Source organism: Aquamicrobium terrae (genome assembly GCF_052978165.1).
Genome location: NZ_JBRKLZ010000001.1, coordinates 1,914,851 through 1,935,132 on the forward strand (window position 1 = coordinate 1,914,851; position 20,282 = coordinate 1,935,132).

Sequence of the window (20,282 nt, forward strand, 5' to 3'; positions counted from 1 at the left end):
GAAGCCGCTACGTCTTGCGACCTGAACCGGTGAAGCCATGTATAACGACAATGTGCTGCGAATTCCTGCCGACGAGGCGGATTTGTGGGAAATTCTGCAAGAGCACTTTGGCCTCGCCCGTTATGTCCTCGAAATGCCGCTGGAGACAAAGGAACAGGCTCTCGACGTAGATTTTCAGAGCAGGCCAGCGGCGGAGCTTGATCGGATCAGCATGGGTCTTATTCGCTACCGCAATGTCAGCGAGGAAAATGACCAACGCGAGTATTATCTCGACATCGGGTTGAAGCTGATACCGTTTATCGAAAATGCGCTAAAGGCTCGAAAGCTGACCCCGGAATTCGTGCAGCAGTGGGGGAAGCTGATGTTCTGTCACGGATACGTCGCGTCCCATGTGTTCGATGACAGCGACGATCTCGAAACGTATCGAAATCGCGTGAAAGGCACGCGGGCCACAGATCGCACACCACAACGCATCTTTCTGGCCAGGCTCTTGCTCTGGTTTATGGACGAACAAGAGCAACGCCGGAAACAGGCTGAGCCGAATGCCGCCAAGGCGATCTGGGATTTCATTGAAAAGGGGAACGCCGAGGAAATCCCCGATGGATATGATCTGGCTTGGTTCAAGACGCTGGTGCGTGACGACGATCGCGGGCGCATCGTCTCTCCGATGGAACAGAACAACATGAGCGAGGCATCCTTGCGCGAGCTGGCGGCCATCGAATTCGAAGATTTGCCACCAATCGAGCTTGTAGTGCCGACCGCCCGGCCCTGATTTTTTCCTAGGGGCTTAGCCTGTAGGAATCTGCCTTGTAGCGCCGCGCGTTCATGTGAGTATTTGTTTGTCTCCGCCGGGCCACGGAAGTCCGGAGAAAGGAGATGAAAAATGAACGCCAACACATCGCCATCGCTGTTCGACGATCTCGACCAGCTACGCACCTACAGGGATGCCGCAGCAGCGCTGCGCATTCCCTACTTCAAGGTGCAACGCGCGGCACGGTCCGGGATCATCCCGACGTATTCGATCCTGAATGGCCGCAAATACGTGAAGCTGCGCGACATCCTCGACCTGATGTCCGCCGCCTAACGAAACCTACCGAAAAATCAGAGCCGCCCAGCCGTGCCCTTGGTGCGGAACGGGATCGGCTTGCCGAACGAAGGAAACCACAATGAGCAATAACCACCGCAGATCAGCACCCGCCCGTCGCAAGGGCGGTCGAATGATGCGTAAGTCCCACACCGCCCCGATCAATGGCAATCCGGCCGATTACTTGCCGACCTATCATCATAGTCCGTTGGAGGCCGGATATCACGAAATTCCGATTTACGGTCCAGAGGCTTGGGTAGTCGTGTGCGCCGGCTCGGACGGCCATTTTCTGAAGATTACCGTGGGACAACGAAAGCCACTGTAATCCGCTGACTTAAATCCAACGCGGCCCGGCTACGGGCCGCGCCTTTCCCTCCACAATTCGAGCCGCTCAGCCTTGCCGTTCCTCGGCACGGAATGGGATCGGCTTGTCAAAATTCGAGGTAACACCATGTCCAAGATTGAACCCGCTGCCGACAGCGAAAACATCTTCGAGCATCACGACACACTTTATGAGAAAATCGGGCTGGCCGCCACGCCAATAGTGCTTGGCGACAAGAAACCGCTCATCACCGGTTGGACGAAGCACCGAGCGTTTGCACCCACCCAACGCCAGAAGCTCAGGCAAAAGTATTCGAAAGCCAGCATCGGACTATTGGCGGGAACCGCGTTGTCGAACGGCAATCTGTTCGGCTTCCTCGACGGTGACCATCCTGGCTTCACCGAATTCTTCTGCCGGCTGGTCGATCCCGTATCCGGCAAGATCGGTCAGAAGGGCATCACGATCTTCTGCCAGTTTGCGGGCGGCACCAAGAGCAAGAAGGTCCGCCAGAAGGGCGCGAAAGCTCCGGTGGCCGAGCTGATGGTGTCGTCGGGAATGACGGTGATCCCGCCATCGGCGCACCCGTCCGGTGTGCGATACCGCTGGCACGGCAAGCCCCTCCACGAAGTCGACCCATGCACCCTACCGATGCTGGATGAGCTGCGTATCGAGTTTTTGACGAAGGTCTGCTCGAACCCGTCCGCCCTCGCCATGGCGGAAGGCGGTCCCGACCTGAAGGCGCACGACCTGATGTTGGCGTTGACTTCGTCGGGCATCGCCATGCTCGACCTCGATCTGGGATGGATGGCGCATTGCCTGAACGGCCTCCTGCCGCCCGGCTATCGCGGAAACACAGCCGACGAAACACTCGGAATGTTGAAGAGCGCACGGGAGAAGAACCTCGGGAAGGGGGCGGTATCCGGTGGGGGCTACGAGCCCGGCGAATTGGGACCGATACCCCTGGGCTATCTGCCGGACGGCCGATTCGTGTTCTTCGAGCAGACCCGCCACCTTATCGTCGTGGAAACCAGCACGAGGCTCGTCGTCCTCGGTACATTGCTCAATCTGGCTCCCATCGAGTTCTGGGCACGGAACTATTCCACTGACAAGGGCATCAGTGCGACGGCGGCCGGGATCGAACTAATGTCGGCGGGCCGCGCCAAAGGCGGCTTCGATGAGGGCAGCGTTCGCGGTCGTGGCGTCTATATCGAAAACGGACAGGTCGTCCGCAACTTCGGCGGCGAGATCCCGCGCAGCGCCAGCTATGCTTACATCTGCCCCATTCCGTTGAAGATCGACGCGAATGGCAAGCAGGTGGACCCGGCCGTCGTGTTGAAGTTCCTTCAGTTGTTCAACTTTGCGTCGTCCAGCGCCGCATTCCTCCTGTTCGGCTGGTTGGCGTCCGCCGTGATTTGCGGTGCACTCGAATGGCGGACCCATGTTTTTATCACGGGTGCCAAGAACACCGGCAAGACGACGCTGGTGAACGCCATGCACAACCTGCTCGAAAAGATCGTCGTCGCCTTGGATGGCCAGAGCACGGAGGCAGGCATCCGCCAGAAGCTCGGTCCCGACAGTCGGCCCGTCATGCTCGATGAGTTCGAGAGCGACCAAAACCTTGGCCGGATGCGGCAGGTCATCAAGCTGATCCGCAGTTCGTCATCGGGCAATCTCGCGATTGCGCGCGGTACACCCGAGGGGAAGGCGCTGGAGTTCACCATCCGCGCGAGCTTTCTGCTAGCCGCGATCAACGCGATGGCGGTGACGGCGGCCGATCGGTCCCGCATCGTGAATCTTGCCCTCACCAAGCACGACAATGACAAGGCGCGAGCACGGCAGATTGTCGAACTGAGCCAGCAGTTCGAGGGAGCCAGCGCAAGCTGGTGTCTCCGGGCCATGGACCTCACGGCGGAAATCCTAGCCAGTATCAAAACGCTGCAACGTGTTTTCCCGCCCTGCGACAGCCGCCATGCCCTGAACATGTCCACCTTGCTCGGCGCGGCATGGACCATGTTGAACGGTCGCGAAATCGATGAGACGAACGCCGAGGTGCTCATCCAGGAACATCTGCCGTTCATCGACGAGCTCGCGGAAGCCCACGATCAGGACGACGCCGTGGAATGCTGGAACGCCCTGCTCGAATATCCGCTACAGGGCAGCCGGGAAGGCCAGTTGGTGGGGGAGGTTCTGGGGCAGATCAAGAGGCTGTCGGAAGCGGGGCGCGATGTTCGCAGGGATGGCAACAGCCTGAAATCCCTCACGACCGAAATCGAACGGCTCGGCATTAAATGGGACGGGAAAGGGATCATCGTGGCCAACTCGCACCGCGCGCTCAGGGAGATATTCCGGGGAACGCAGTGGGAGGCCGGCAACTGGGGCGATTCGCTGCGACGGCTCCCCGGCGCGACCGGCACCAAACAAAAGCGCTTCTCCGAGGACACGCGCTCCCTCGGGACGCTGATTCCGGCGGCGCTGATCCCCGAATGGGATCAGCCGGAGCTCCCATACTGACCGTCACGGCGTCACGTCACGTCACACCCCAGCGCAGGCCACCGGCCGGCACGGGCCAGTACCAGCATGGCGGAAGCGCTTCGACATCGAAACCAAACCTCACCTCATGCGGGAGTGATTGGGAATGATGGTCGGGGTGACGGGCTGGGTGCTGTGCCGCCGCTGCCCGCGCCATACCCGTGACGTGACGTGACGCGTGACGTGGAATGGCGATTTCAACCTCGGTGGGCGAGGATTCCGAGATTTCCGAGGCCGCGTCGTCTCGCGGCTTTGCCCCTTCAACAATGGTCGAGGTTACGCGCCTGGTTACAGTTCGAGCCGTTTCACGGGTTCTCTGACCGCTCCGGCGATTACTTGTGCCGGTCACTCTCGCGTGTTTTCCTCGCCGCTTTTTTCCTTGAAACGAGCGACATCATGAATGATTTCAACGTCTCCATCACCACCACGACCCGCCGTCGCAAGCTGACGAGCGGGGCGATAAGCGCAAAGCTCCAATATTATTGCGAATATCGCGATCCGCTGACCCGGAAGCGCCGCCGCCGCGCCTTCAACCGCAAGAAGGATGCGGAGGCGTTCCGGAATGCCCTGCTGCTCAAGGTCGCCGAGAACAGCTATGTGGACGAACGGAAAGCTCCTGATGTGAGCAAGTCCCTCGACCACTGGCTTGCGACCAAGGAAGGCAGCGTCAAGCCCTCGACGCTGAAGGGATACAAGGTCGTCGCGAACGGGGCGATCCGTGGCCCGCTGCTGATCGGGACCAAGCAGGAGCGCGCCGACTACACTGAGAAGGGCGTCGCCCCGAAGAACGCTCGGTTCCTCAAAATGCTCGGGCATATCAAGCTACCGGACCTGAACACCGCGACGATTCGCCAATGGCACAGGACGGTGACGGAGCAGTGTGGGGCCTATACCGCGAACAGGGCAAAGAGCCACCTCAAGTCCATCTTGGCCCTCGCCGAGGAAGATTTCGGCATCCGAGCCCCGTCGATGCCGACCGGACTTCCGCGCAACCGGCATAAGCAGAAAAAGGCGATCCTCACGCCCGAACACATCGCCAAGCTGATCGCGGCGGCGCGCGAGGACGCGGAACATGGCATCTACTATGCGTTCCCGTTCCTCGCCGGCACTCGGCCTTCCGAGCAGATGGGCCTGCTCTGGTCCGAGGTGGACTTCGACCGGAACGTGATCCGCATCCGCCGTATACAGGAGCGCGACGGCTCGCTCACCGAGGTCACGAAAACGGACGCCGGCACCCGCGACATCCCAATGAGCGCCGTGCTGCGCGAGATGCTGCTGGCGTGGCGCATCCGATGCCCACGAAAGGGCAAGGAGCTGCACCGCGTCTTTCCGGGGCCGGGACGCCTCCAAGAATGGCCGAAGCCGAGGATCGGCGGTGGTGGGCCGCTGCTCTACCAGAACTTCCGCAAGCGGTATTGGGCACCGATCTTCAAGGCCCTCAAGCTGCCCTACGTGACGCCGCATTCCGCCCGTCACTCCTTCATATCGACCTTGCAGGCGCAGGGGATCGAGGTGGGTTTGGTGGCGCAGATCGCCGGCCACGCCAACCCGACCGTCACGCTCGGGCACTACACGCAGGCCGTTCGCGACGGCAGCGCGGCCATCGAGGCGCTGGACCGAGCTTACGGAAGCTAGGTGGCCACCGGGCACGGCACTAGTACGCCGCGCCCCACCGACCGTACGCCCGTGACCGCTGGACAGCTTCCCGGCCGTATAGGCCGGCCAGCAGCAGCGCGCGTCCCGTGGGCCTCCCCTGCCACAGGAACGGCATGTGGCATGGATGCACTATGTAGGAATCGCCTAACCCGTTGATATTACCCAGATAATTGTGTGCCGGTTCCCAGCGTGATTTCCTGTCTTGTTGGACAGGAGGCAATGCCATGCACATCATGGTCAGGGACAAGCGAACCGGCAGCGAGGAATGGCTGCCGCTGGAACGCGCCGCCGAGTTGATGGACCTTGCGGCTGACGAGATAGAATGGGCGCTGGAGGAGTTCGGCGAGTGCGAATCCGTCGACCACGTCGCTCTCGATCAGGACTGGTAGGCCGAGCTTAGCCAGCAACCCATACAGCGCGGGCGTCGGCAGCACCGACGCCCGCTTTGTTTATGCCTGCCCGTCTCCGGGCGAAATGGCTCGATACTCCCCCCACGCGCGATGGGACCCGTTGCCGGTGTCGGGGGACCCCTGTGGGCCTGCGACGGTTACCGGCGAATACGTCATACGTCGGCCCGCGCCACCGTCCTGCTTCATTCTATACGATAATCGACCGACGCCGAGCCGACCCGGACCACGCGCAGCGTCCTGCCCGAGATCTTAACGCTCTGTCCCTTGCCGAGGCTGAACTGGATTGGGCGTGACGCCGTGGCGTATTGCGACGAGCCCCGCGCGGGGATGAACTGGCTGGACGTCGAGGTTGCGGTTCCCGAGACGGAATATCTTCCCACCGTACCCTCTATGTTGGTGTGCGTCGTGCTTGGCAGGATAAGCGGCGTCTCGCTCATAGTCGTGGCGTCGCTCGTCACCTGAACGTCAGTCCGCTCAAAGATTGCCTGTCCACCACGGCTGCCAATATAGCGCACCGACGTCCCGCCTGCGTTCGTCGTGCGACCGAACACGTCGGCCTTGCCGAATGCGTTGGGCAGAGCGCGCTTTGACTGGAAGCTCATCACCACGTCGCCGGGGCCGGCGCTCATGACGCTGTTCGTGGCCGGCGTCACCAGCGAGGTCTTCGTCTCTACGGAATTGCAAGCGGCGAGCGTCAGCGTCGTCAGCAGCAGCAGCGTGGTTCCGGTGAGCAGTCTCTTGGTCATTCGATTGTCTCCCAAGCCATTGGACAAAAAAGCGAAAACGGAAACACGACGGGAATCCGCCGTCAATATTGGGCTAGACGGCGAGCGTGGTGCGATGCCAGCCGAGGCACTCGCCTCGCACGAACGCGGGATCGAGGTGGGAACAAGCTTCCATGGCGGCGACCGCCAATCTTGCGGGGCTCTCGGGATGGACGAGCAGCAGGAACACCACATGGGAAGTCGTGAACGTCCACATAGCGCAGCCGGGAGCGACGCCGCGCAGCCGCCCGATGCAGGATGCCAAGAACGCCTTCCGCTCGACACGGGGAAAGTGTTGGTAAATGAGCAGCGACTTGCGCGCCTCGTAGAACGTCGCCACCTCGTCGAGGTACAGGTACTTGGACGAGTTCTTGCGGCCCTTCGGCAGCGATACCTCCAAGCCGTTGTCGGGGTCGAAGAAGACCAGTTCGGCGTCGCGGAACTGCGATGTACACTGCACCATGAAGGCGGCGCGGCCAACTGCGTCGTCGGGCAGCGTCTCGTTATAATAGAGAGCGCCGGCAATCGCCCCACTGTCCTCAATCGTTTGCAGCCGGCGGCGATCAGGCTCGGCGGCAGCATGAGCCAGGATATCGAATAGCGCGGGATCGAAATGGCGGAAGCGTTCCGGCTGCCCGAGGTAGGCGAGTTTGCCGCCGTCCGCGCCGCCATCGTCCGGCGTCAGCATCCAGCACACGCCAATCTGGTTCCCGCCGCCGGCCGATAGCGCCCGCAGCAACGCATACTTGCGATAGTCGCTGATGTCCCCGACGTATTGGTGCTTCACCCACCCCTCCGAATCGCTTTTCGGCGGGCAGCATCGCAAAATACCCTAATTTGGGGTACTCAAAATTCGGGTTTTATTGAAGCGCTGGTCTTTGCACTGGCGTTTCCGTTGTCCTCACTTCGCTCCGATCTCTATCAACGAATGATTGAACTGCTTGTGCAGGCTCGCAAGGACGCCGGCATCACGCAGGTGGAGCTTGGGAAGCGTCTCGGGCAGCGTCAGACGTTCGTGTCGAAATTCGAGCTCGGCGAGCGGCGGCTTGACGTCGCAGAGTTTATCGCCGTTAGCAGGGCGATTGGAATTGATCCGCGAAAAATCATTGAAGCGACGGAGCATGACGACAGCTAACCTGTCACTGAAAGGGTAGTGAAAGGTTGACTCACGGGTGGTCCGCTCCTGTCCTACGTCTTCTCGATGAGATGGACCTCAACAGTGTATCCCATTAGCTGGATGCGGTTGGCGGCAGCGCGCAGACTGACTTTGCTAAAGAATGGCAAGCCAAGCTTCTTCGTGCGCTGATAAGGGTGACGCATGATGCCGTAGACCACCTTGTATTCCGTCGCGACCGGCTTCGAGCGACCGTCTGGAAGTAGGGCTTCGAAACCCTTTTTGCCCGCTTTCTTTTGACGCTTAATCGCCGCGTCCCGCATCGATTTACGGAAAACCTCGTCGCGCACGAACGTCTCGGCCGAAACAACACCCTGGCTCCACAGGTGGCTAATAGGCGCAGAACCATGGCCATCCTTCAGGTGAATGAATTCCTTGTTCCGAGACAAGAAATCGCAGGGCTCAAGGTTTGCACCGGCAGCACCTGACGGTGAAGCTTTAACCTTATCGAGGTTGAGGAGATCTGCATCCTTGTCGAGTTCCGCGATCAGATCTTGCTCATTGGTTGCAGCGGTGGACGCGCGAATAGGAGCGGCAAGAAGCGCTTGATAGTCCTTTTCGACGTCGGCGAAAAACTTATCCTCAATGCAGTACCACTCTCCGGAGAACAGAACGTAGTTCTTCTTCTCGTGAACGGCCTCGTAAACGAAGCAGTCATAGAGGCGTCGGTGCTTTTTCTTATCGCCCTGCCCATCCACGACCACGCGAATCTCGTGGCTGGCCTTCAACTCGGCCATGCTGCCCACATCGCCGGGCCTGCCCGCAACAAGCTCTCGGATATAATCTTCGATAGCGAGTTCACCGTAGGCCGTTTTCGCGCCTGAGTTAAATCCAGCACCGAAATACCCGAAGTCGCGAGACTCTTCCGGATCAATGATTTCGGGCAGTGTGATGTGCAGATCGGAGGGCTGGCCTTTGATAAGGGCCTGCACCTCGGCGAAGACCAGATCGTCAAGCTTTTCGCGAAGGTCTTTGTCCCGCACGGGGATGATTTGATCGATGAAGGAATAATCCTTTTTGTAGTCAATGGCATCGAATAGCTTGAGGGCAAGCTTGCATTTATCTGTGATCTCGCTCGCGGAAAGTTTGCTAGTAAGTGTGAGCGCGTCCTTGCCGGTGAGCGAACTTGCAAAGCTCGCGTCCGTAGGAACTCCGCCAGCGAGGCGCAACAGATCGTTCTGGATGTCGATGCCGAAGCCTTGAAGGTCGGCCTTTCGACTCGCCTGAATGCGTTTCTGTATGGTCGTGCTGTCAAGTGTCGCGACGTCTAAGTTCTTCAGAGCATCACGCGCAACAGAATTGAGTGTGACCTTCAATCCGAAATTCCGCACAAAAGCCTCCGGATTCAGCGCGTGATGCCCTCCACCGAATGCGAGCGCAAAAATTCGAGGCTTTGCCCCCTTATCATCGGGCGTGACCTCCAAAAACAAAATGGCGGCGCAGCTCTTGTTCTCGAGCTTAAGGCTACCTTCGGCCGTAAACTGATTCACGATGCCTAGCCAACCTGGTGCTGTACCAGGAGATTGCGCTGTAAAAAGACGGCCAGAGGTGGTTACGACCTCGTTCACCTCGCTCTTATCTCTAATTGCTTGTTCGACTGTTCTATCGGCGCGCAACAGCCGCACCGAAAGCGTCATTGTGCTAGGCGCACCTGTCTTTGCTTTTGCCATGCATCGCCCCCCGGCAATGTTTTTCTCACACTAAGGCACGAAAGACGACAAATCTACATCAATACCCAAACCTAAGCGGTTAGATAGAAGGCCGTGCGAGGAACTCGTCAATGGCCACGCTGACGGGCCATTCCCGAGCTGATTTCGTGAACCCAACCGTATGCGCCACGCATTCCATCGACATCACGATTTCACGCTGCGTCGATTCCGCGAATTGGTGACCGGGCGGTAACCGCGACCATTTTGGAGGTTTCGGGCGACTGCGACTTCAACCTGCTTAAAAACACGAAAGCCGCGGAATTCCGCGGCTTTTCGGTGAGGTTACTTGGAGCGGGTGAGGCGATTCGAACGCCCGACCCCAACCTTGGCAAGGTTGTGCTCTACCCCTGAGCTACACCCGCTCGCGCGGCTCTCGCCGCAAGCCGCGCCTATATGGCCGAAGACCGAGGCGATTGCAACAGGGAAATCGCGTCTTTTTTGAAGCTTTCTGTACCTGACGGAAAGAAGCCGCATCGGCCGGGCAAAATCGGCCGGCAGGAAGCGAAAAGCCGGATGGCGAGGCCGGGATCGGGCAGGGCCCGCACAACGCCCCTCCGCGCGGCTGGCAGCCGGTGGGCGCGAAAGCCCTTAAAGAGTGCGAAGCGGGTTGCCGCGCACAATTGCACGAAACAGGGAGGGAAGCGGTTTCGCGATTCGAAGAAAAGGCGAAATGCCCGAAGCGATTCCCCTTGCCGAAAAAATGCTCTAAACCGGCCCGGCACGGACAGCAGGGAGCGAAAATGCCGAAAACCGAAGACGAGCTTTACGCCTTTCTCGCCGATCTCGGCATTATGGTTTCGACCACGCGCCATCCGCCGCTGTTCACTGTCGCCGATTCGCAGGCGCTGCGCGGCACCATTGCCGGCGCCCACACCAAGAACCTGTTCCTGAAGGACAAGAAGGACAATTTCTTCCTCGTCACCGTGGACGAGGACGCCGAGGTGGACCTGAAGCAGATCCACCACCTGATCGGCGCCGCCAGCCGCGTGTCGTTCGGCAAGCCGGAAATGCTGATGGAACTGCTCGGCGTCGTGCCGGGCGCCGTCACCGTGTTCGGCCTCATCAACGACACGCAGGGCCGGGTAAAGACGGTGCTCGACGCCGCGCTGATGGAAAACGACATCGTCAACGGCCACCCCCTCACCAACGAGGCGACCAGTTCGATCCGCTCCGCCGACCTGCTCAGATTCATCGAGGCAACCGGACACGAGCCTGTTATCTTGAAAGTCGCTGCCTGATCGCCACATTGAGGGCCATGCGGCTCGGGCACGCAACCGGGGGCCGGGAACCGCTCCGGCTCCGACAACAATTTCTGGGATGAGACAATGAGCGACAGCAATCCGTTCGGCTCGGGCAGCCAATATGCAACGACGGTCCAGTTCGGCACCGACCCGGCCCCTGCCGGCAGCGCCCCCGCCGATGTCATCAAGGACACGACGACGGCCGCCTTCAGCGCCGACGTGATCCAGGAATCGCGCAACCAGCCGGTGCTGGTCGATTTCTGGGCGCCGTGGTGCGGCCCCTGCAAGCAGCTCGGCCCGGTTCTGGAAAAGGCGGTGCTGGCCGCCGGCGGCCGCGTCAAGCTGGTCAAGATGAACATCGACGAGCATCCGGCCATCGCCGGCCAGCTCGGCATCCAGTCCATTCCGGCGGTCATCGCCTTCAAGGACGGCCAGCCGGTCGACGGCTTCATGGGCGCGGTTCCCGAAAGCCAGATCAACGAATTCATCGCCCGGCTGGGCGGCGGCAAGGACGACGGCAAGGCGGCCCTCGCCGAGGCGCTTGCCGCAGCCGCCGAGGCGCGCGGCCAGGGCGACGCGCAGACCGCCGCCGACATCTACGGCGCCATCCTGCAACAGGCGCCCGATTCGGCCGAGGCCGCCGCCGGCCTGGCAGATATCCTGTTCGAGGCGGGCGACGCCGAAGGCGCCGGGGCGGTGCTGGACGGCGTTCCCGAGGACACGCGCGACGCGCCGGAGATCGCCGCCATCCGCACGAAACTGTCGCTGGCCGCGCAAGCGGCAGAGCTGGGCGATGCGGCCGAGCTGGAAAAGCGCCTCCAGCAGGACCCGGGCGACCATCAGGCCCGCTTCGACCTCGCCATGATCCAGAATGCCAAGGGCGAGCGCATGGAGGCGGCCGACAATCTGCTCGCCATCATCAAGGCCGACCGGACCTGGAAGGATGACGGGGCGCGCGCCCAGTTGCTGCAGTTCTTCGAAGCCTGGGGCATGACCGACGAGGCCACGCTCGCCGCCCGGCGCAAGCTCTCCTCGCTGCTGTTCTCGTAGGGGAGGCGGCACATGGCGGAGCGATGCCGCTTTTTGCGAATCGCGAAGACGCTCCGCTTCTTGTTGTGACGGACAAGGAAATGCAGGCAGGAAACGCACATTACCGGCGCGAAGCGGACCTTCCGCACACCGTTGCGGTGTTTCCGCTGGAAGGTGCCCTGCTCCTGCCGGGCAGCCGGCTGCCGCTCAACATCTTCGAGCCGCGCTACCTGCAGATGGTAGACCACGCCATCGGCTCGGACCGGTTGATCGGCCTCATCCAGCCCAGCCTCGACGGCGCCCAGCGCAACGATGGCCAGCCGGAACTGTGCGAGGTCGGCTGCTTCGGCCGCATCACCTCGCTCACCGAGACCGGCGACGGCCGCTACCTGATCGCGCTGCAGGGCGTGTGCCGTTTCCGGCTGGCCGACGAACTGGCGGTCAAGACCCCGTTCCGCCAATGCCGGGTCACGCCGTTCCTCGCCGATCTCGACGACAGCGGCGCCGTCTCCGGCAGCATCGACCGTCCGGCCCTGCTGAAGGTTTTCCGCGCCTATCTGCAGGCCAATGACCTGCAGGCGGACTGGGAGGGGGTCAACCGGGCCGACGACACCATGCTGGTCAACGCCCTGTCGATGATGGCGCCCTATGGGCCGGCGGAAAAGCAGGCGCTGCTCGAGGCGCCGGACCTGCGCACCCGCGCCGAAACGCTGATCGCCATCACCGAAATCGCGCTGGCCCGCGACAATGATGATTTCGGCTCGAGCCTCCAGTAAGCATGCCGCCCGAAGGCGGGAGCCGGTTTCATCCGGAACGAATCTGAAAGATCGCGGCGCGCTTTGCGCATTCCGCCGGGGAGGCGTTATGGTGGGGCGAGAGCATGCGAGGCAGGCATATGGCGGATGAGCGCGACAAGAAGGAGCCGCAGGTCGACCCGAAGCTTCTGGAGCTGCTGGCCTGCCCGCTGACCAAGGGGCCGCTGAGCTGGGACCCGGAGCGCGGCGAGCTGGTATCGCGGCTGGCGCGGCTGGCCTATCCGGTCCGCGGCGGCATTCCCATCATGCTGCCTTCGGAAGCGCGCACCCTGTCCGAGGAAACGTGAAGGTTTCAGGAGCGGCGACCTTCCGGATTTGAGCATCCTGCCAGAAGCAGGACGTTTCCGTCGCCCGGGCAGGGGCTTTCCGGTTCTTCCTGCTAAAGCGCGTCGCGATCTTTCAGATTCGCTCCTTGTGCTTTAAGCTTTTGTTTATACGCATGTCGTCATCAACTCTGATGGTTTTGATTGTCTCTGAGCCTTGCGTTGAGGGTTATGATGATCTTTCGCATGGTCGCTGCGATTGCGAGGATCGGTGGTTTTCCGTTGGCGATGAGGCGCGCGTAGAAGGCGGCGAACTCGCCTTGTCCGGCAGCGGCGCGCAAGGCCGGCATGAAGAGTGCGGTCCTGACCTGCGGTCTGCCGCCGCGCTGGCGTCGCCGGCCCCTTGCTGTGCCGCTCTCGTTGGGGTGCGGCGCGGTGCCGGCCAGCGCTGCGGCCTGTCGGCGCTGGAGATGGCCGAGCTCGGGCATCAGGGCGAGGATCGTCACGGCGCTGACCGTGCCGATGCCGTTCATGCCGGTGCAGATGGCGACGCGGTGGCGCAGGCCCGCGTTTTGCGCCACCAGCGCGGCGATCGCCCGCTCGAGCGCCGCGATCTGCCGGGTGATTGTTGCGAGCATGGCCCGAAACGAGGCGGCCATCGCCCTGGCACCGGGTGCCCGTGACCGGTTCTGCTCGGCAACCTTGAATGCGACCAGGTCGGCCCTTCGGCGCACGAGGGCCTGCATCTGCTTCTCGTCGGCGTCGGGCGCCTGCCACAAGGGCAGCTTCGTCCAGCGCTCGCGTCCATAGGCGGCCATCTGCGCGGCGTCGATGGCGTCGCTTTTGGCCAGCGTTCCGAAGGAGCGGATGAAGGCCTTGAGCCTGAGCGTGTCGGCGCGGTGGCAGGCGATGCCGGCCCTCAGGCACTCTTCCAGGAGCAGCAACTCGTAGCCGCCCGTCGGTTCGCACACGACGAGATCGGGGCGGCTGGTCCTGAGCAGCGAGCGGATGGCTGCGCGGCTGTTGGCGACAGTCGCAGCCGTGATGCCGTCATCGACGGCCAGCCGGTCCCTGGCGACATCGACACCGAGGCAGCGGACGGGCGCATGGTGCAGGAAGGTCATGACGGTGCTATCCTTTGCAGGCTTCGGATTGTTTGCGGGCGTGGTGGTGGGCCAGAGGCCCGATCAACTCTCCAAGCGGGGGTGCAAAGGCGGCAGAGACCTTGATGACGTCGGGTGTCGGCCCGATCCCGGAACCGGTCGCCTGCCGCCGAGGCTGCGGGTTTGCAGGCCCGCAGCCTCGCTGCTCAACCTACCCGATATCGATCAAACAATCCCGAAACCGGTTCCCACTTTCGGGCGACATGCTTTACTGGAAATTGCGGCCCTTGGGCATGACGTCACGCGCGCTGCGGGCCAGCGCCTGCGGGTTCCTGCCGGCACGCTCCACCGGGCGGCGCATGCTGTCGCCATCCGGGGCGGATGTGCCGTCCACCCCCTCGTCGAGCAGGATCCCCAGCCATGACGAGAGGTCCTCGATCCGGTCGGCGATGATATGGATGACGCCCGTTTCGGATTGCAGCTTGCCGTTGACGCGCACGAAGCGCCCGCCCATGATCGCCGCGCGGTGGCGCTCGAATATGCGCGGCCACACCACGATGTTGGCGATCGCCGCCTCGTCCTCCAGCGTCAGGAAGATGGCATTGCCCTTGCCCGGCCGCTGCCGTACCAGCACCAGCCCGGCCACGGTGACGCGCACGCCATCCAGCAAGGCCCCCAGCCGCACATTGGGCGTCACGCCCGCCCGCTCCAGCCGCGCCCGCAGGAAACCGACCGGATGAGCCTTCAGCGACAGGCCGAGACTGCGATAATCATGCACCACCTGCTCGCCCGGCCGCATGGCGGGAAGGCGGGTGACCGGTTCCCGGTCCGGCAGGTCGAGGCCCGGCCGGTCGAACAGCGGCAGGCTTTCCACCGCGCTCTTGGCATCGAGCGCCCGCACCGCCCACAGGGCTGCGCGCCGGTCGAGGCCGATCGAGCGGAAGGCGTCCGCCTCGGCCAGCTTGCCGATCTCGCCCGTATCCAGCCCGGAACGCAGCCACACGTCACGCACCGAAACATAGCCGTCGCCGCGCCGGGCGACGAAGGCTTCCATGCGCTCCTGTCCAAGCCCCTTGATCTGGTTGAAGCCCATGCGCACCGCATGCATGGTGCGGATGGTGCGGCGCATTTCGACATGGCGTTCCGAAAGCCGGGCCGGATCGAACGCGGCCTTTTCCAGTGTGCACTCCCAGCCGGAAGCGTTGATGTCGACGGGCCGGATTTCGACACCGTGCTCGGCCGCATCGCGGATGAGCTGGGCCGGCTTGTAGAACCCCATGGGCTGGGAGTTGAGGATCGCCACGCAAAAGACGTCCGGATAAAAGGCCTTGAACCAGCAGGAGGCATAGACCAGCAGGGCGAAGGAGGCGGCATGGCTTTCGGGAAAGCCATAATCACCGAAGCCCTCGATCTGCTTGAAGCAGCGCTCGGCGAATTCCTTCGGATAGTTGTTCGCCACCATGCCGTCGATCATGCGTTTCTCGTAATTGCCAATGGTCCCGTTGCGGCGGAAGGTCGCCATGGCGCGCCGCAACTGGTCCGCCTCGCCCGGCGTAAAGCCGCCGGCATCGATGGCGATCTTCATCGCCTGCTCTTGAAAAAGGGGCACGCCCAGCGTCCTGACGAGGATCTTCTTCAACTCCTCGCTCGGATAGTCGACCTTCTCCTTGCCTTCACGCCGGCGCAGATAGGGGTGCACCATGTCGCCCTGGATCGGGCCGGGGCGTACGATCGCCACCTCGATGACGAGGTCGTAGAACTTGCGCGGCTTCAGGCGCGGCAGCATCGACATCTGGGCGCGCGATTCAACCTGAAAGACGCCCAGCGTATCGGCCCGGCAGATCATGTCGTAGACGCGCGGGTCTTCCTTGCGCATGGTCGCCAGCGTGATCGGCCGGCCATGGCGGTCGCGCACCCGGTAATGGTCCTCGAGCAGGTTGAAGGCGCGCTTCAGGCAGGTCAGCATGCCGAGCGCCAGCACGTCGACCTTCAAGATGCCGACGGCGTCGAGATCGTCCTTGTCCCACTCCACCATCTTGCGCTCGTCCATCGCCGTCTTGACGATGGGCACGATCTCGTCGAGCCGGTCGCGGGTGATGACGAAGCCGCCGACATGCTGCGACAGATGGCGCGGAAAGCCCATGATCGCATTGGCAAGGTCGATCACCTGCCCGGCCAGAGGATCGGTCTTGTCGAGGCCGCCGGCCTTCGCCTCCTTCTCGCCAAGCCTGGAGGACCACCAGCCCCAGATCGAGCCGGACAGCGCCCCCTGCACATCCTGCGACAGGCCCATGGCCTTGGCCACCTCGCGCAGCGCCGAGCGGCCGCGATAGCTGACCACGGCGGCGGCGAGGGCTGTGCGCCTGGCGCTGTATTTCTCATAGATATAGGCCATGATCTCATCGCGCCGCTCATGTTCGAAATCGACGTCGATGTCGGGCGGCTCGTCACGCTCGGTCGAGACGAAGCGTTCGAACAGCACCTCGGTCAGATTGGGATCGACTTCCGTGATGCCGAGGCAGTAGCAGATGACCGAATTGGCGGCCGAACCGCGCCCCTGGCACAAGATGTCGGCCTTCTCGCGGGCGAAGCGGACGATGTCGTTGACGGTAAGAAAATAGGATGCGTATTTCTTGAGGCCGACAATGCCGAGTTCATGTCGGATCAGCTCCTTCACCTTTTCAGGGATGCCGTCCGGATAGCGTTTTTGCGCGCCTTGCCATGTCAGCCTTTCCAGTTCCGTCTGCGGGTCCGTGCCCGCCTCCGTCGTCTCCTCGGGATAGTTGTGCTTCAATTCGGAAAGCGAGAAGGACAGCGTGCCGGCAAAGCGCAGCGTCTCGGCCAGTGCCTGCGGACAGGCCCTGAACAGCCGCGCCATCTCGGCCGGCGGTTTCAGATGGCGCTCGGCATTGGCGGCAAGCTCGAAGCCCGCCTCGGCCACGGTCGTCTTGAGACGGATCGCGGTGAGCACGTCCTGCAAGGGCCGCCGTTCTGCGGTGTGGTAGAGCACGTCGTTGGTTGCCATCAGCGGCAGGCCGGCGGCATCGGCGAGAGCCGCGGCCTGCGCCAGCCGGAAGCGGTCGTTGCCGCGATAGTCGGGCGCCACGGCCAGCCACAGATTTTCCCCGAAACGGTCCCTCAGCCGGGCGAGCAGGGGAAGCGTGCCGGATTCTTTGCCAAGCGGATCGGGGGCAAGCGGATCGGGCAGGATGGCGAGCGAGATGTTGTCGCCCCATTCCATCAGGTCGTCGAGATAAAGCAGCGGCGCACCCTTTTCGCTTTCCTCGCGCAGATTGCCTGTCGTCAGCAGCCGGCACAGATGCCCCCAGCCCGTGCGATCCTGCGGGTAGGCGAGCACGTCCGGCGTGCCGTCGGCGAAGACCAGCCGGCAGCCGGGATGACAGGGCAGGGTGCGGGGCTCGTCTTTTGTCGAAAACCGGATCGCCTTGGACTGGCTCCATGCCCGCACCACGCCCGCCACCGTGTTGCGGTCGGCCAGCCCCATGCCGGCATGGCCGAGCGCACAGGCGGTCGCGACCAGCTCTTCCGGCCGCGACGCACCGCGCAGGAACGAGAAATTCGACTGCACGCCGAACTCGATATAGGCGGGCGGGCCGCTTCCGGCAGGAGAAGCGCTCATGCGAAAAGCCCGTGCAGGAACCAGCGCGGCGACGGCTGGCCGGCCTCATGCAGCCCTTGCCGGAACAGCCAGTAGCGACGGCCTTCGCTGTCCTCGACGCGGTAATAATCGCGGGTCGGCGTATCCGCGGCGCCATGCCACCATTCGGACGCGATGCGCTCCGGCCCCTCGGCGCGCACCACCTTGTGCACGGCCCGCCGCCAGCGGAAGCGCAGCGGCGGCCCTTCCGGCATTTCGGTGGCCGGCACTTCCACCGGCTCCGGCTGGCCGAACAGGCGGATCGGGCGCGCGGGCATGTGAGACGGCACCACCCGCGCCGCAGGCACAAGCGGCCGCCCGCGCCCGGAAGCGGGCGGCCAGGCCTCCCCGGTGAACGGCCGCAGGGTGACCGCGCGCTCCGGCAGATGGCTTTCGACCGCCACCGGCCGCATCACCGCACCGGCCCCAAGCCGGGCCCGCACCCGGTCCGCGAACAGCGCCAGATCGTCCTGTGCGGTGCTCGCCTCGCCGGCAAGGTCGGTCTGGCGCATGTCGAAGGGCGCGGTCGCGAAGGCGGCCAGACGCACCAGATCGAAACCGTAGCCGGCGTCGAAATCATCGGCGATGGCGGCGAGCTTCTCGCGGAACAGGTTGCGGATCTTGCCGGGATCGCGCAGCGGCAGGGAGGTGGAAACGGCGATGCGGCTGACGGCGCCGTCGACCCTGAACAGGGAAAGGCCGAGTCGCCGCGCCCCTTCGCCGCGCCGTTCCAGATCGCGCTTCAGCGCCTCGGCCAGCATCTGGGCCAGCCGCTCGACATCCTCGGTGAGCACGACCGGCTCGGCCAGTTGCCGCTCCACCGATAGCGACGCCACCGGCAGGCGCGGCGACACCGCCTCGTCGATGCGGCCGAGCGCCTGGTCGAGGCGCATCAGCAGCGCCCGGCCGAAGCGGCGGGCGAGCGGGGCGCGCGGAGCCGTCATGATGTCGGCCACGCTGCGCAGGCCCACGCTGTCGAGCCCCGTGCAGACCGGGCTTTCGAGACGCAGCGCCTGCGGCGGCAGCGGCGCCAGCACTTCCCCTTCCTGTCCCGGCGCAGCCACGAGCCGGCCAAAAAAACGCGCCGCCGCCCATGCGGCCCCCGCCGTGGAGGCAAGGCCGGCGCGGACTTCGAACCCCTGTTCGAAAAACCGGGCCAGCATGCCGTCCAGCATCGCTTTTTCGCCGCCGAACAGCGACGTGCAGCCGGTCACGTCGAGGAACAGCCCGTCCTCGCCGTCCAGCGCCACCAGCGGCGTGTAGCGGTCGCACCAGTCGGCAAGTCCTTCCAGAAGGCGGCGCTCGCCCTGCCGGTCGGCCTCGGCCACAGCGATGGAGGGGTGCATGGCGCGCGCTTCGGCCAGCCCCATGCCGCGCTTCAGGCCGAGCGCCTCAGCCCGCGCGTCGAGGGCCGCGACCTGCGTCGTGTTGTTCTGGTGTATGCTCAGCACCAGCGGCGGGTGCGCCTTGCCTGCGGAACGCCACGACCTGCCCAGCCGCCGGCGCAGGACCCGCTCGGCAGCCAGATAGGGAAACCACAGCGACAGGATCCGCTGCCCGGTTTTGCGACTTTGCTCTTTCGGTGAACAGGCACTCATCGGAATTCCACTCCAGTGTGAACAGGCCGGGCAAGGCGGCCGGACATTTGTCGACCGAGACGGTGAAGGCGGGCCGTCCGATCGAGCCGTCGAGCGGACCGGCAAGGGTGCTGCGCTGCCCGGACGCGGCCGGCGCAACGACGAGGCGCACCGGGGCGGCGGTGGCATCGGGCTGGGCCGCCTGGCGCAGGAGCAGCACCGGCCGGCCGGCCGCCTGCGCCCGGCGGTGCAGGCGGCGCGTCGCGGTCAGATCGAGTTTTTCCGGGTTTCCGCGCGCCTCCACCACCACGGCCGCCAGCCTTTGCAGCGGGATCGCCTCCTCCGCCACCCACAGCGCATCGGCGAGCCTGGGCACCTGCGCCAGCACAAGCCGCTCCGGCGCAAGGCCGAACAGCGCGTGCTGGCCCGCGGCATGCGGCAAGCCGGCTTCGCGGAACACCTCCACCGTGCCCGCCCACAACACCAGCCCCGGTTCCGGGACCTCCCGCAGCAACCGGGCCACCAAGGCCAGCGTGAAGCCCGCAACCGCGCCGGCATCGCGCGTCTCGCAGCCATGGATCTCGGTCAGTGCCGCGCGCATCAGCCCGCCGCCGAGCAGAGCGTCGAAACCATCGATGCCGAGGCGCAGGCGCGCACCCTGCCGGGCAGCCTCGGCTTCTCCTACCTGGCCTTCAAGGCGTTGCGGCAGCGTTCCTTCGATCCTCGCGATTTCCCGGCGCAGGGCAAAAACAGCCTCCCGCGCCACGGCGCGGCTCGCCATGACGGTCGATCTCCTTATTTGTTCCTGTTATGTTCTTATGGATTCCAGAGCTGCGCGGAAGAGTCAAGCGGCGCCTGAGGAGAATTTATTCCTCCCCTTCTTTGCCGGCACGCATCAGCGTTTGCCGAGTCCCGCGCAAAAGCCTATATGCCGCGGGAAAGAAGGAC

Annotated in this window: 18 protein-coding genes and 1 tRNA gene; 11 read left to right on the forward strand and 8 right to left on the reverse strand. The window is 63.5% G+C overall.

Features of this window, described 5'->3' with window-relative positions; translation table 11 throughout:
* Window positions 1–37 precede the first annotated feature (37 nt).
* From ACVCNR_RS09625 to ACVCNR_RS09650, 6 genes are all read left to right on the forward strand, one after another.
* On the forward strand, window positions 38–772 hold the full coding sequence (locus ACVCNR_RS09625) for a hypothetical protein (protein WP_447074579.1): 735 nt from the start codon (window positions 38–40) through the stop codon (window positions 770–772).
* A 111-nt stretch (window positions 773–883) separates the two neighbouring features.
* Window positions 884–1,084 carry a hypothetical protein gene (locus ACVCNR_RS09630; RefSeq protein ID WP_447074580.1) on the forward strand — a complete coding sequence of 67 codons (201 nt, stop codon included), beginning with the start codon at window positions 884–886 and terminating at the stop codon, window positions 1,082–1,084.
* Between the two features lie 82 nt (window positions 1,085–1,166).
* On the forward strand, window positions 1,167–1,409 hold the full coding sequence (locus tag ACVCNR_RS09635; protein WP_447074581.1) for a hypothetical protein: 243 nt from the start codon (window positions 1,167–1,169) through the stop codon (window positions 1,407–1,409).
* Between the two features lie 126 nt (window positions 1,410–1,535).
* Complete coding sequence (locus tag ACVCNR_RS09640) at window positions 1,536–3,917, forward strand: bifunctional DNA primase/polymerase (RefSeq protein WP_447074582.1); 2,382 nt, start codon at window positions 1,536–1,538, stop codon at window positions 3,915–3,917.
* 414 nt (window positions 3,918–4,331) lie between these two features.
* A complete protein-coding gene (locus ACVCNR_RS09645; RefSeq protein ID WP_447074583.1) occupies window positions 4,332–5,570 on the forward strand; it encodes a tyrosine-type recombinase/integrase in 1,239 nt (412 codons plus the stop codon).
* Window positions 5,571–5,815: 245 nt separating this feature from the next.
* Window positions 5,816–5,980, forward strand: a complete 165-nt coding sequence (locus tag ACVCNR_RS09650) for a hypothetical protein (RefSeq protein ID WP_447074585.1) — start codon at window positions 5,816–5,818, stop codon at window positions 5,978–5,980.
* A gap of 203 nt (window positions 5,981–6,183) precedes the next feature.
* Here the strand turns inward: ACVCNR_RS09650 and ACVCNR_RS09655 are convergent, their stop codons facing one another.
* Both ACVCNR_RS09655 and ACVCNR_RS09660 read right to left on the reverse strand, forming a co-directional pair.
* A complete protein-coding gene (locus ACVCNR_RS09655) occupies window positions 6,184–6,747 on the reverse strand; it encodes a hypothetical protein (protein ID WP_447074586.1) in 564 nt (187 codons plus the stop codon).
* A gap of 73 nt (window positions 6,748–6,820) precedes the next feature.
* Complete coding sequence (locus tag ACVCNR_RS09660) at window positions 6,821–7,552, reverse strand: hypothetical protein (RefSeq protein WP_447074588.1); 732 nt, start codon at window positions 7,550–7,552, stop codon at window positions 6,821–6,823.
* A gap of 141 nt (window positions 7,553–7,693) precedes the next feature.
* Here ACVCNR_RS09660 and ACVCNR_RS09665 point away from each other — a divergent pair, with 141 nt between their 5' ends.
* Window positions 7,694–7,900 (forward strand): helix-turn-helix domain-containing protein, encoded by a 207-nt coding sequence (locus ACVCNR_RS09665; protein ID WP_447075671.1) that lies wholly within the window; start codon window positions 7,694–7,696, stop codon window positions 7,898–7,900.
* Between the two features lie 53 nt (window positions 7,901–7,953).
* Here the strand turns inward: ACVCNR_RS09665 and ACVCNR_RS09670 are convergent, their stop codons facing one another.
* Window positions 7,954–9,609: a DUF6119 family protein gene (locus ACVCNR_RS09670; RefSeq protein WP_447074590.1), complete on the reverse strand. Its 1,656-nt coding sequence runs from the start codon at window positions 9,607–9,609 to the stop codon at window positions 7,954–7,956.
* A gap of 326 nt (window positions 9,610–9,935) precedes the next feature.
* Window positions 9,936–10,010 (reverse strand) — tRNA-Gly (locus ACVCNR_RS09675).
* Window positions 10,011–10,388: 378 nt separating this feature from the next.
* Here ACVCNR_RS09675 and ACVCNR_RS09680 point away from each other — a divergent pair.
* From ACVCNR_RS09680 to ACVCNR_RS09695, 4 genes are all read left to right on the forward strand, one after another.
* A complete protein-coding gene (locus ACVCNR_RS09680; protein ID WP_447074592.1) occupies window positions 10,389–10,886 on the forward strand; it encodes a prolyl-tRNA synthetase associated domain-containing protein in 498 nt (165 codons plus the stop codon).
* An 87-nt stretch (window positions 10,887–10,973) separates the two neighbouring features.
* Window positions 10,974–11,939: a thioredoxin gene (gene trxA / locus ACVCNR_RS09685; protein WP_447074593.1), complete on the forward strand. Its 966-nt coding sequence runs from the start codon at window positions 10,974–10,976 to the stop codon at window positions 11,937–11,939.
* Between the two features lie 80 nt (window positions 11,940–12,019).
* Entirely contained in the window at window positions 12,020–12,694 is a 675-nt protein-coding gene (locus ACVCNR_RS09690; RefSeq protein WP_354193220.1) for an LON peptidase substrate-binding domain-containing protein, read from the forward strand.
* A gap of 119 nt (window positions 12,695–12,813) precedes the next feature.
* The gene (locus tag ACVCNR_RS09695; RefSeq protein ID WP_354193548.1) at window positions 12,814–13,020 is read left to right on the forward strand and encodes a Trm112 family protein; all 207 of its coding nucleotides are present in this window, start codon (window positions 12,814–12,816) and stop codon (window positions 13,018–13,020) included.
* Window positions 13,021–13,181: 161 nt separating this feature from the next.
* Here the strand turns inward: ACVCNR_RS09695 and ACVCNR_RS09700 are convergent, their stop codons facing one another.
* The 4 genes from ACVCNR_RS09700 to ACVCNR_RS09715 all read right to left on the reverse strand — a co-directional run bounded on the left by ACVCNR_RS09700 (window position 13,182) and on the right by ACVCNR_RS09715 (window position 20,115).
* The gene (locus ACVCNR_RS09700) at window positions 13,182–14,120 is read right to left on the reverse strand and encodes a transposase (protein ID WP_447074595.1); all 939 of its coding nucleotides are present in this window, start codon (window positions 14,118–14,120) and stop codon (window positions 13,182–13,184) included.
* Window positions 14,121–14,367: 247 nt separating this feature from the next.
* Window positions 14,368–17,739, reverse strand: coding sequence for an error-prone DNA polymerase (locus ACVCNR_RS09705; RefSeq protein WP_447074596.1), 3,372 nt, complete (start codon window positions 17,737–17,739; stop codon window positions 14,368–14,370).
* Entirely contained in the window at window positions 17,736–19,208 is a 1,473-nt protein-coding gene (locus ACVCNR_RS09710; protein WP_447074597.1) for a Y-family DNA polymerase, read from the reverse strand. The genes ACVCNR_RS09705 and ACVCNR_RS09710 overlap by 4 nt, the downstream gene beginning before the upstream one ends.
* Window positions 19,150–20,115: an ImuA family protein gene (locus ACVCNR_RS09715; RefSeq protein WP_447074598.1), complete on the reverse strand. Its 966-nt coding sequence runs from the start codon at window positions 20,113–20,115 to the stop codon at window positions 19,150–19,152. Before ACVCNR_RS09715 ends, ACVCNR_RS09710 begins: the two co-directional genes overlap by 59 nt.
* Between the last annotated feature and the right edge of the window lie 167 nt (window positions 20,116–20,282).

What these genes read in the sequence shown, in the direction of transcription:
- ACVCNR_RS09625 (WP_447074579.1), top strand. Translation starts at nt 38, where the DNA reads ATGTATAACGACAATGTGCTGCGAATTCCTGCCGACGAGGCGGATTTG.
- ACVCNR_RS09630 (WP_447074580.1), top strand. Translation starts at nt 884, where the DNA reads ATGAACGCCAACACATCGCCATCGCTGTTCGACGATCTCGACCAGCTA.
- ACVCNR_RS09635 (WP_447074581.1), top strand. Translation starts at nt 1,167, where the DNA reads ATGAGCAATAACCACCGCAGATCAGCACCCGCCCGTCGCAAGGGCGGT.
- ACVCNR_RS09640 (WP_447074582.1), top strand. Translation starts at nt 1,536, where the DNA reads ATGTCCAAGATTGAACCCGCTGCCGACAGCGAAAACATCTTCGAGCAT.
- ACVCNR_RS09645 (WP_447074583.1), top strand. Translation starts at nt 4,332, where the DNA reads ATGAATGATTTCAACGTCTCCATCACCACCACGACCCGCCGTCGCAAG.
- ACVCNR_RS09650 (WP_447074585.1), top strand. Translation starts at nt 5,816, where the DNA reads ATGCACATCATGGTCAGGGACAAGCGAACCGGCAGCGAGGAATGGCTG.
- ACVCNR_RS09655 (WP_447074586.1), bottom strand. Translation starts at nt 6,747, where the DNA reads ATGACCAAGAGACTGCTCACCGGAACCACGCTGCTGCTGCTGACGACG.
- ACVCNR_RS09665 (WP_447075671.1), top strand. Translation starts at nt 7,694, where the DNA reads ATGATTGAACTGCTTGTGCAGGCTCGCAAGGACGCCGGCATCACGCAG.
- ACVCNR_RS09670 (WP_447074590.1), bottom strand. Translation starts at nt 9,609, where the DNA reads ATGGCAAAAGCAAAGACAGGTGCGCCTAGCACAATGACGCTTTCGGTG.
- ACVCNR_RS09680 (WP_447074592.1), top strand. Translation starts at nt 10,389, where the DNA reads ATGCCGAAAACCGAAGACGAGCTTTACGCCTTTCTCGCCGATCTCGGC.
- trxA (WP_447074593.1), top strand. Translation starts at nt 10,974, where the DNA reads ATGAGCGACAGCAATCCGTTCGGCTCGGGCAGCCAATATGCAACGACG.
- ACVCNR_RS09690 (WP_354193220.1), top strand. Translation starts at nt 12,020, where the DNA reads ATGCAGGCAGGAAACGCACATTACCGGCGCGAAGCGGACCTTCCGCAC.
- ACVCNR_RS09695 (WP_354193548.1), top strand. Translation starts at nt 12,814, where the DNA reads ATGGCGGATGAGCGCGACAAGAAGGAGCCGCAGGTCGACCCGAAGCTT.
- ACVCNR_RS09700 (WP_447074595.1), bottom strand. Translation starts at nt 14,120, where the DNA reads ATGACCTTCCTGCACCATGCGCCCGTCCGCTGCCTCGGTGTCGATGTC.
- ACVCNR_RS09705 (WP_447074596.1), bottom strand. Translation starts at nt 17,739, where the DNA reads ATGAGCGCTTCTCCTGCCGGAAGCGGCCCGCCCGCCTATATCGAGTTC.
- ACVCNR_RS09715 (WP_447074598.1), bottom strand. Translation starts at nt 20,115, where the DNA reads ATGGCGAGCCGCGCCGTGGCGCGGGAGGCTGTTTTTGCCCTGCGCCGG.